This window comes from Allorhizocola rhizosphaerae, assembly GCF_003426775.1.
Classification (GTDB): Bacteria; Actinomycetota; Actinomycetes; order Mycobacteriales; family Micromonosporaceae; genus Allorhizocola; species Allorhizocola rhizosphaerae.
In genome coordinates this window covers 1-10,395 of record NZ_QJUG01000268.1, presented here as the reverse complement: position 1 = coordinate 10,395, position 10,395 = coordinate 1, and the positions used below count along the sequence as shown (strand labels likewise).

General features: G+C 68.3%; 9 protein-coding genes and 2 pseudogenes. 5 read left to right on the top strand and 6 right to left on the bottom strand.

Going from position 1 to position 10,395, the window contains the following annotated elements; all coding sequences use genetic code 11:
• The 3 genes and pseudogenes from DM816_RS36310 to amcA form a co-directional block, all read left to right on the top strand.
• Positions 1-764 (top strand): annotated as a pseudogene (locus DM816_RS36310) (hypothetical protein); the annotation flags it as partial.
• Between the two features lie 33 nt (positions 765-797).
• A complete protein-coding gene (gene amcB, locus DM816_RS36305; protein WP_117215047.1) occupies positions 798-1,886 on the top strand; it encodes a cyclophane-forming radical SAM peptide maturase AmcB in 1,089 nt (362 codons plus the stop codon).
• Positions 1,870-2,064, top strand: a complete 195-nt coding sequence (gene amcA / locus DM816_RS36300) for a multiple cyclophane-containing RiPP AmcA (protein ID WP_117215043.1) — start codon at positions 1,870-1,872, stop codon at positions 2,062-2,064. Before amcB ends, amcA begins: the two co-directional genes overlap by 17 nt.
• A gap of 22 nt (positions 2,065-2,086) precedes the next feature.
• Here the strand turns inward: amcA and DM816_RS36295 are convergent, their stop codons facing one another.
• Positions 2,087-2,299 carry a DUF3073 domain-containing protein gene (locus DM816_RS36295; protein WP_117215042.1) on the bottom strand — a complete coding sequence of 71 codons (213 nt, stop codon included), beginning with the start codon at positions 2,297-2,299 and terminating at the stop codon, positions 2,087-2,089.
• Positions 2,300-2,596: 297 nt separating this feature from the next.
• On the bottom strand, positions 2,597-3,682 hold the full coding sequence (locus tag DM816_RS36290) for a Glu/Leu/Phe/Val family dehydrogenase (RefSeq protein WP_117215041.1): 1,086 nt from the start codon (positions 3,680-3,682) through the stop codon (positions 2,597-2,599).
• A 161-nt stretch (positions 3,683-3,843) separates the two neighbouring features.
• Between DM816_RS36290 and DM816_RS36285 the strand changes: the two genes are divergently transcribed.
• The gene (locus DM816_RS36285; RefSeq protein WP_117215040.1) at positions 3,844-4,662 is read left to right on the top strand and encodes a DUF8083 family protein; all 819 of its coding nucleotides are present in this window, start codon (positions 3,844-3,846) and stop codon (positions 4,660-4,662) included.
• A 204-nt stretch (positions 4,663-4,866) separates the two neighbouring features.
• Complete coding sequence (locus tag DM816_RS36280; protein ID WP_020522548.1) at positions 4,867-5,076, top strand: BldC family transcriptional regulator; 210 nt, start codon at positions 4,867-4,869, stop codon at positions 5,074-5,076.
• Between the two features lie 195 nt (positions 5,077-5,271).
• On the opposite strand, the gene DM816_RS36275 is transcribed toward DM816_RS36280, so the two are convergent.
• From DM816_RS36275 to DM816_RS36260, 4 genes and pseudogenes are all read right to left on the bottom strand, one after another.
• Positions 5,272-8,043 carry an immune inhibitor A domain-containing protein gene (locus DM816_RS36275; RefSeq protein WP_117215046.1) on the bottom strand — a complete coding sequence of 924 codons (2,772 nt, stop codon included), beginning with the start codon at positions 8,041-8,043 and terminating at the stop codon, positions 5,272-5,274.
• 34 nt (positions 8,044-8,077) lie between these two features.
• A complete protein-coding gene (locus tag DM816_RS36270; RefSeq protein WP_117215045.1) occupies positions 8,078-8,737 on the bottom strand; it encodes an ABC transporter ATP-binding protein in 660 nt (219 codons plus the stop codon).
• A gap of 88 nt (positions 8,738-8,825) precedes the next feature.
• Positions 8,826-9,734 carry an ABC transporter ATP-binding protein gene (locus tag DM816_RS36265; protein ID WP_117215039.1) on the bottom strand — a complete coding sequence of 303 codons (909 nt, stop codon included), beginning with the start codon at positions 9,732-9,734 and terminating at the stop codon, positions 8,826-8,828.
• 306 nt (positions 9,735-10,040) lie between these two features.
• A pseudogene (locus tag DM816_RS36260) lies at positions 10,041-10,395 on the bottom strand (FtsX-like permease family protein); the annotation flags it as partial.

The window sequence follows — 10,395 nt, the reverse complement described above, 5'->3', positions numbered from 1 at the left end:
GCATGAACGACGCGCCCACCCAGATGCACCGGCCCGGCATGGACCAATACGGCAACCCCACCCAGGTTTATGGGCAGCAGCCCCCGCAGCCCGGCTGGGGCCCGCCGCCACAGCAGCAGCCCGGCTACGGCCCGCCCGCCGCCGGCGGTGGCTACGGCCAGTCCAGCGGCGGAGGTGCCTACGGGCAGTCCAGCGGCGGCGGCGCTTACGGGCAGTCCAGCGGCGGAGGTGCCTACGGCCAGCCCAGCGGCGGCGGCGCTTACGGGCAGCCCAGCGGCGGCGGGGCCTATGGCCAGCCCAACGAGGGCGGTGCCTACGGGCAGTCCAGCGGTGGTGGGGCTTACGGGCAGCCCAGTGGCGGGGGCGCCTATGGTGCGCCGCCGCCCCAGCAGCAGCCCGGTTGGGGTGGCTACGACCAGCAGCCCGGCTACGGGCAGCAGGCCGGCTACGGCGCGCCCAACCAATACGAAGAGCCCACGCAGTACGCGGGCCCGACCTCGGGCGGCTACGGCGGCCAGGCCGGCTACGACGCGGGCTATGGACAGCAGCAGCCCGACGCAGGCTACGGACAGCCGCAGGCCGACGCGGGCTACGGTCAACAGGCCTACGGCTCGCCGGGCGGCTATCCGCCCGACCCGTACGGCAACACCGCCCAGCAGGATCCCTACGGCGCCCCACAGCAGCAGGGATACGGGCAGCAACCGGGCTACCCCGACGACCGGCGCAATCGGGGCGATCGAAGGCTGGACTGGCTCGACGACTGACCAGACAATGGTCGGGTGGCCAACACAGAGGGCATGCGAGGGATTTCCTCTGTGCCCTCTTACGTTGTCATGCAGCCGACCACACTGTGCAATTTGGACTGTTCCTACTGCTACCTGCCGCTGCGCGCAGACGATCGGCGGATGAGCCCGGCCGTCGCCCGCGCGGTGGCGGCCGACGTCAACCGGTGGGCGGGTCAGCAGCGGTTCTCGGTGGTCTGGCACGGCGGTGAGCCCATGGCCGCGGGCCGCGAGCAGCTGGCCCGGCTGATGGCGCCGTTCGCCCCAGGCGTGGAGCACCACATGCAGACCAACGCCACACTGATCGACGACGCCTGGTGCGACTTCTTCCGCGAGCAGCAGGTGCGGGTCAGCGTCAGCGTGGACGGGCCCGAGCAGGACAATCAGGCGCGACGGGATCGCGGCGGACACGGCCGGTACCAAATAATCATGAAGGGTATCGAAGCGCTTCGCCGCAACGGGCTGACCTTCGCCGCCCTGTGCGTCGTCAGCGACCCCGGGCCGGGCGTGGCGACCCGGCTGTATGAGTTCTTCCTGGAGCTCGGCTGCGACGTGCTGGGGATCAACATCGAGGAGCGCGAGGGCGTCAACACGCGGGAAAACCGGCACGACGCCGGCGCCGTGCGGGCGTTCTGGAGCGAGCTCACCGCGGCCTGGCGGATCGCCCCGCGCATCCACGTCCGTGAGATCGAGTGGACGCTGCGCTATGTGGCGGCGGTGCTCGACGGCACAACGTCGGACCTGCTCCCGCGCCAGCTCGACCCGATCCCGACGATCGGCTACGACGGCTCGGTGGTGCTGCTCTCACCCGAGCTCGCGGGCTTCAACGACGGCCGCTACGGCGACTTCAGCAGCGGCAACGTGCTCACCACGCCGCTTGCCGACCTGCTGCTCGCGCCACAGCGCACCCGCTGGGTCGCCGAGTTCGTCGAGGGCGTCGAGGCGTGCCGCGCCACCTGCCCCTACTTCGGGTTCTGTGGTGGCGGGCACGCCGCCAACCGCTACTTCGAGCACGGCAGGTTCGACGGCACCGAGACCGAGCACTGCCACAACAGCAAGATCAACCTACTGGAGGGAGTGCTCGAACATGTCAGCAGAGCTTGATCGGGTGGCCGCGCGGATCCGCGAGGCGCACGCCGAACTCACTCCACTGCTCAAGGTCGCCCGCGACGCCAGGATCGGACGTGACGAAGCGGCCGGCGCAGACGTCAGCGCCGTCTGCGCCTGGAACCACTTCGAAAACATCCCGACGTTCTTCAACTGGAACAACAGACCGCGATGACCCCGGTCCTTACAGCGCGCTCCTACTTGCGCTGTGCCCAGGAAGCGTCGTCGTCCTCGTCGTCGGGGTCATAACTTGCATACCCGTCGAACTCGTCAGGCTCATCGTCGACGGCTGCTGGGCTGCTGCTGCCCGAAAGCTCGCGCTGCAAGGCCTCAAGGTCGGTGTTGGGAGAGTGGTACTTCAACTCCCGGGCCACCTTCGTCTGCTTGGCCTTAGCTCGGCCGCGCCCCATGGCCGACCCCCTCGCACATGAATGACGGGGCTGCCCGAAGGCGGGCCCCGAATGACTCAGACATCTCTCGTGGCTCATACGGTACATGCCCCGAGCCGGGTTCGGCATCCCGGGTTCCTGGGCGTTTTTTGTTGCTGTCGGATTTGTTGCAGTAAGGGGCACATGGAGCGAGGGTCATAACCCGAGGTGGTCAGGGCTATGAGCGGCCTCAGGGCGCCGGGAAGAGCGTTTTCGCGCCCCGAAGCCGCACCTTGGAGGGGGCGCCGTGAGAATTGCCACGACGCCTACCGGGGGTTTTCAGACCCGGATCACCGAAAGCCGCCCGACATCGGCCATGCGCTGTTCGGCGAGGCGCTCGGCTGCGGTGGCGGGCGAGATGCCCTCGGTGTCGGCCATGGCCAGGAGGCGCGCGGTGGTGTCGTAGATCTTGGTGGCGCGCAACTTGGCACGTTCGAAGTTGAATCCCTCGATCTCGTCGGCCACCTGGATCACTCCGCCCGCGTTGACGCAGAAGTCGGGCGCGTAGAGGATGCCGCGGTCCATCAGCAGCTTCTCGACGCCGGGGTGGGCGAGCTGGTTGTTGGCCGCGCCGGCGACGATCTCGGCGCGCAGCGCCGGCACCGTCTCGTCGTTGAGCGCGAAGCCCAGCGCGCAGGGCGCGTAGATGTCGATGTCGCTGGTGGTCAGGGCGGTCGTGTCCGGTACCAGATCGACCTGCGGGTAGGTGTGGCGGGCCCAGTCCAGCGCCTTGGGGTTGACGTCCGTGCCCACGACCTCGGCGCCGTCCTCGATCAGGTGTGCCGTGAGGTACTTGCCGACCTTGCCCAGGCCCGAGATGCCCACGCGCTTGCCGCGCAGCGACGGGCTGCCCCAGCGGTGGGCGGCCGCGGCGCGCATGCCCTGGAACACCCCCCACGCGGTGAGGATGGACGAGTCGCCGGCGCCGCCGTGCTCGACGCTGCGTCCCGTGACGAAGCGGGTCTCGCGGGCCACGACGTCCATGTCCCAGGTGTAGGTGCCGACGTCGCACGCCGTGTAGTAGCGGCCGCCGAGCGACTGCACGAACCGCCCGTAGGCGCGAAGCAGCGCCTCGGACTTGTTGAGCTCGGGATCGCCCCAGATGACGGCCTTGCCGCCGCCGAGATCCAGTCCGGCGAGCGAGTTCTTGTACGCCATCCCGCGGGACAGCTCCAGGACGTCGTGGAGCGCCTCTTCCTCCGAGGCGTACGGGTAGAAGCGCGTCCCGCCAAGCGCGGGCCCCAGCGCCGTGGAGTAGATGCCGATGATGGCCTTCAGGCCGGAGGCTGAGTCTTGGCAGTACACGACCTGTTCGTGGCTGCCTTCACTGAATACGCCCACTACTGGCTCCAAGCTTCGTTGCATGGCCTTTGTGAGGCCATTGTGGCGACGGATCGGTCGTGTCGGGGTAACGGCACTCCCATTTGAAGCGTAAAGGAACCTTCGTGCGCTTCGGACCATCCGGCTCGGGCGCCACCCGAGCGGTCCATGTGTCGTGGGGCCCCTAATCGTGCGAGGATCGCGAAGTGCCGACACAGTTCGCCGCATACCTTCGCGTGTATGAGCCGCTGACCGCGTTCGATCCCGAGCGGCAGCGCTTCTGGCGCCGCTACGTGGCCGAGGGCCGTGCGGTCGGGATCTCCGATGGACCGGGGCGGCAGCGCACGGTCGTGCTGGAGGCGCTGGGCGCGGGCTGGTCCCGGCTGCCCGATCTTCCCGAGGAGGCATACGTGCTGGGCGCGGGCGACGCGCCGCTGGTGTGCCCGTGGAATCTGCGGATGCGGGTGGCGGAGGCGGCCCTGCAGGCGCGCGACGGCGTGCCGCAGGTGCTGGCCGACGCATTTGTGCCACCCGCGCTGGTGGGATTGGCACAGACGGTCGTGGCGTCGTCGGAGGCGGGCGAGCGGGTGCACGAGCAGGTGGCCACGTGGGGGGTGCCGCTGCGCTGGTTCGTGCTGTTCGCGCCCGAGGAGCGCGAGCTGGTGCTCGATGAGGGCGAGCGGCGGGTGCTGCGCTTCCGTGCGGAGATCGGCAAGTCGCGCCAGCGGGTGCACAAGGGCCTGCGGGTGCTGCGCCGGTCGCTTGGCGACGTGCCGATCACCGACGCGCTCCGCGAGACGGCCCGCTGGCTGGAGTTGTTCCATCCGGGGTCGGTCGTTGAGCTTGATTATGGTGGCCTGACCAACCTGCTTTCGGACGAGGCGCTGAAGGAAGATGACTCAGTCGAGCTCGTTGCCGAAGGGCTGAACGGACTGTCCCAAGACGACGGTGCGGCCGCGACCGCGGCATACGAACGTCTCGTCCATCGCTGGCGTCAGGTTCAATTGCTCGAACGAAGTAATTAGTCAACTACAGCTGGTCATTCCAAGCTAGGTGAAAGCACGTCGCATCACTGAAAAAGCGACATGTCGTTCTTTGTGTCATCCGTCCATCCACGGACCTTCACCCGTTCGGCCCATGTCGGACATCGGGGACTAGCCGGACTATGGGTAGCGCGTCGGCCGGCGGGACCCCGGCCTTCGTTTATAGGTACTTGTGGAGGAGTGACCATGGCGTCGCGTACGCACGAACCAGAGCCGCTGCTCACCCCGGCAGAAGTCGCGTCGATGTTCCGTGTCGACCCGAAGACTGTGACTCGGTGGGCCAAGGCGGGCAAGCTCAGCGCCATCCGGACGTTGGGCGGCCACCGTCGCTACCGGGAGTCGGAGGTGCGCGCTCTGCTCCAGGGCCAGATCCCGCACCAGCGCCAGGGCGACTGAAGCAAAACCCCCAACACCCCAATCACCCCAACGAGCAAGGACGCCTCATCCCCAGGAGGCGTCCTTTATTCATGCGGTACGGCGCAGGGTCACCAATGGATGTGACGATCGATGCCGTGCCCCGGGCGTGACAACGATCAAGCGCGAGCGTAGAAAAGCGGGGCCGCCCCGACCGGGGCGGCCCCGCTTGATCTCCTAAGTGGCGGGCGTGACCCGGACCAGCGCGAACGTGCTGCCCGGGATGACCCACTTGACCTCGATCGACACGCCGTAGGCAACCCCGGCGTCACCCGGATTGCCCGTGCCCAGCACGGTGAACCCGAGGTCCAATCCGTACAGTTCCGTTGCGGGCGTTCCGTCGGCGTTGACCACGCGCGTGGTGTAAGGCGCGTGCCCGCGGGACGGGATCACCACCGAGGCGTCGATGTCGCGGAAGAACAGCGAGCTGCCCCGCACCTCGATGCCCGGGTACCAGCCCTGCGCGTCCGTGAACTTGGACACGCCCGGCTGCGGGCCGAAGCTCGTGCAGTACTCGCTGAACGGCTCACCGGCCGCCTCCAGGCACTCCCGGAACGGGTAGGTGGGCCGCTTCGAGAAGGCCACGTTGGACGACTGTGGTCGGCTCGCCAGGTTTTTCAGGGTGGTCGGATCCTTGGCCGCGGCCTCACCCGTGCGCCGCAGCGGATCGAAGTGCGAGTCCACGAGCAGCAGAGCGCCCTTCGAGCCGACGCTCGGCAGGGCCGTGACGTTGGCCGTGATGTGGTTGGCGTCGCCGTACGTGGTGTCGCGGTACCACACCAGCATGCCCGGCGCGTTGTACTTGATCCGCTCGACCTTCCACGCGTCGTTGGAGTAGGTCGTGTCGTAGGCGTACTTCAGGCCCTCGTCGAACCCGTCGAAGTTGCGCCACTCGGCCAGGTAGTAGTGCGCCTTGATGGAGGTGCCGCTGTCGATCCGCCAGCCCGGCCCGGACGTGTCGGTCCAGGTGCCGCCCGTGGCGGTCCAGCCGTTGTTACCGCTCTCGACGTCGTCGCTCCAGACGGTCGCGCCGCCCGCCGTGACCGACAGGTCGTCGGCGAACCAGCCGCGCTCCAGCGTGGCCTCGTCGGTCGCCTGACGCAGCCGCAGCTGGATGGTCGTGCCGGCGTAGGGCGTGAGGTCGACGTAGTCGTGCCGCCAGCCGTGCGTGTCGCCGGTGAGGCCGTACTTCTTGCCGCCGAAGTCCTGCAGGCGCCCGTTGGGGTCGGGGTAGTCGTCGCCGGTCGAGACCAGCGCGCCGGCCTCGTCGTAGACCTTGAGCTCGGACCACGTGGCCCCGCCGTCCTTGGAGACCTCGACGAAGCCGTAGTCCCAGTCCGCCTCGATCACGTAGTTGTTCCACATCCAGAAGCGCACGTCGCTTCCGGCGGGCACCGCTACCTCCCGCGTGATCTTGATGTCCGCCCAGTCCTGGTCGGCTCCCGTGTACCACATTTTCGTTCCGCTGTGCGGCTCGGCGAGCACGATGGTCTTGGCGGGCAGGTCGACCTTGATCCCGTCCTCCGTCCACTTTGGAGTTCGGGAGGTCTGGCCGAGCAGGATGTTCCGTGGATTGGAGCCCGGCGCGATGATCTCAGGCTCGGCCCAGCCCAGCACCCACTTGTCCCACAGGCCCATGTGCGTGGGGATGGCCTGCAGCACCGGGCCCGAGTGCGACCCCGAGGACATGAGGTCCCAGAAGTCCACATCGGACTCGCCCGCGCCGGTCGTGTCGTACAGGTCGGGCAGACCCAGGTCGTGCCCGTACTCGTGGGCGAACACGCCCACGCCCGAGTCCTCGGGCTGCACGATGTAGTTGGAGACCTTGAGGCCACCGGTGCCCGGGATCTCGTAGCCCCCCGGTACCGACGAGGAGTGCGCCCAAATCGCGTACGTGCCCTGGGCACCGCCGCCACCGGACTTGTCCTCACCGGCGTGCACGAGCACGAGGTGGTCGATCACGCCGTCGGGCTCGAAGAAGTTCCCGTCGCCGTCGCGGTCGCCCTGGTCCTCGATGTCGTAGTCACGCCACGGGAAGCTGGGGTTCATCGCGGCCAGCGCGTTCACCGCGTCGGTCGCCATGGCCCCCGGCCCGCGGGGGTTGTCCGGGTGGCCCTGCATGGCTTGGATCGCCGGGGCGACCCAGCCGCCGTTGCCGTCGGGCACGCAGCGGGTGGCTCCGTACCAAGCCTCGGAGTGCGGGACCTTCACCCAGGGCGAGGCCTGACCGTCCACCGTGTACTTGCCTTTGGACATCTCCAGGTACATGTTCCGCATCGTGTACCCGGCGAGGCTGATCCCCGGCCGCCCGTCCGGCCCGGTCAGATCCGGGCGGATGCGCTGCGTGTAGCCGCGCTCCGTGTACAGGATCTTGTTGTAGTAGTCGGGCGAGAAGTCCGGCACCCACAGGGTGTTGTTGTCCTTGTGGGCGTAGCTCGCCGGGTTGGGGATCCGGTTGTGCAGTGGTCCATTTTGGACGGTGCCCGGGGCGCAGGTGCGGTCGCCGAACACCGTGGCCGGGACCTGCACGCCGGTGAAGTCGTCGTTGGCCTGGTCGTTGAACTCGACCAGCACCGTGAGCAGCTTCGCGACCTGCGTGTCCTTGGCCTTCTTGTACCAGCTCGGGCTCTTGCCGGACTTCATGGCCTTCGCTTCGAGCTGGGACAGGATGCGCGCGGTGAGCGGGTTGCCCTTGCCGAACTTGCGGTCATAGGCCTTGGCCCGGTCGAGGTTCGCCCGCATGCCGCCGTTTCCGTTGAGGAGCTCCTGGCCGATGAAGTCATGCTGGACTGTCGGCTCCACGTAATTGATGTAGTACTCCCACGCGGCGATGTCCGCACGAGGGGTTGCGGCGCTTGCGGTTCCGGCGGCGGATAAGCCGGTGACCCCGAGCGCCAGGGCGGAGAAGGCAGCCAAGGCACGCCTTCCCCTGTGGTTCGGAAGAGTCATGAACCGAACCATCGCAGAATGTAACTCTATGTGTCTAGACCAAAACGCCGTCGCGCAGCGTTAAAACCCGATCAGCCAGGTCCATGAGGGCCGAATCGTGTGTGGCGACAAGCGCTGTCATCCCTCTCGCGTGGACCACAGCGCGTAGAAGGTCCATGATGGACTTGCCTGTCTCGGAATCCAGCTGTCCGGTCGGTTCATCCGCTATGAGCAGCTTGGGATCGTTGGCCAGCGCGCGGGCGATGGCCGCCCGCTGCTGCTGCCCGCCGGACAGCTCGTAGGGGCGCTGTTTCGCATGCGCCCCAAGGCCTACCAGCTCCAGCAGCATCGCGACCTTCTGCTCCCGCTCATCGAACGGTCGCCGGGCCAGGCGCAGCGGCACACCCACGTTTTCGGCCGCCGACAGGATGGGGATGAGGCCGAACGACTGAAACACGAACCCGATCGTGTCGCGGCGCAACGCCACGAGATCGTGCGAGGCGAGCGGGACGCCGTCGATGAAAACCTCGCCGGAGGTCGGACGGTCGAGCCCGCCCACGATGTTGAGCAATGTCGTCTTGCCCGCGCCCGAGCGGCCGCGCACGCACACCAGCTCGCCCTGCCCGGCCGTGAAGGACACGTCCCGCACGGCGTGCACCACCCCCGCACCGCGCCCGTAGTCCCGGCTGACGCCGGCCACCTGCACCAGTTTCATGGCCGCGGGCGTCTCGCCTCGGTCCCCGCCGGGAATCGCGGTCGGCTCCCGGTCCGCGTGACCTCCTCGCGCGCCCGTCAGGCCCAGGTCACCCACGGCGGACCTCAACGTGATCGGGCTCCAGGTTGAGCTTGACCCGGTCCTTGAGTTCCAGAGCGTCCACAAAGGATGGCGGCAGCTGCATCCGGCCGGCCCGGTCGAGCACCGCGTATTCGACGGCGGTGCCCGAGCCGCGATGCACCTCGGAGGCCACCCGCCCGTCGCGGATCGACACCGTGCGGCGCACCTGGCCGGAGACGTTGTTGTCGTGCGTCACGATGACGACCGTGACGCCGAGCTCCGCGTTGATGGTCTGCAGCGCGCCGAACACCTCCACGGCGGTGGCCTCGTCGAGCTCGCCGGTCGGCTCGTCGGCGAAGAGCACCTCCGGATCGTTGGCGACCGCAAGCGCCACGGCGCACCGCTGCTGCTCGCCGCCCGACATCTGATCGGGCCGCCGCGCCGCGCAATGCCCGATGCCCAGCATGTCGAGCAGCTCAAGCGCCCGCTTCCGCCCGGCCCGCACCGACTTCGTGCCCGCGAGGCGCATCGGGAGGGCGACATTTTCCATCGCCGTAAGGTAGGGGAGAAGGTTGCGCGCCGTCTGTTGCCAGACAAAACCCACCATATGTCTGCGGTACCGCAAACGCTTGCGCGCCGACATGGTCAGAAGATCATAACTTCCCACCCGGGCGATCCCCGCCGTGGGCGTGTCCAGCCCGGACAGGATGTTCAGCAGCGTCGACTTGCCCGAGCCGGAGGCGCCGACGATGGCCAGCAGTTCGCCCCGGTCTACGACGAGGTCGAGTCCTTGCAGCGCAACGACCTCGACACCCTCGGTCTGGTAGATGCGCACCAGCCCGTCGCACACGATGTGCCCGCGCAGCCGCCCCGAGCCGCCCGCCCGATCGGCAGCCCGCTGCGCCGCCCGCTCCTGCAAAGCCTCCAATGTGGACATCGCATACTCCCCCTAACTGTCTTCCCCGCTAAGATCGCGGCTTCGCCTGAAGGAACCAAACATGCGGGTCACTCCTGTTCCGATGCGCCCAGCGGTTTTTCCGGCAGCGGCTGGCCTCGAGCCGCTCCGCGGTCGAGACCAGTCGCGCTAAGATCACGGCTTCGCCTGAAGGAACCAAACATGCGGGTCACTCCTGTTCCGATGAGCCCAGCGGTTTTTCCGGCAGCGGCTGGCCTCGAGCCGCTCCGCGGTCGAGACCAGTCGCGCTAAGATCACGGCTTCGCCTGAAGGAACCAAACATGCGGGTCACTCCTGTTCCGATGAGCCCAGTCGTAGGGCTTCGCCGAGCCGGAGGCGGCGGTTGAACATTGTTTCGACGAGCAGTGCGGTGGCGAGGCCGGCCAGGATCAGGCCGAGCGTGCCGCCGATGACCCACGGGTCCAGCCGCAGCCCCGCGTCGAACCCGTCGGTGAAGCCGGTCAGGTGCAGCGCGGGCCCGATCAGCAGGGGCAGCCCGAGCCCGACCGCGCCGCCCGCGACCACCGCAGCGGACACGACCGGCGCCAGCTCGACGAGCAGCAGCCGGCGTCCCTGCCCCGCGGCCAGGCCCATGGTGCGCAGCCGGGACAGCACCTTGCCCCGCGCCCGCGCGCCCGCAAGC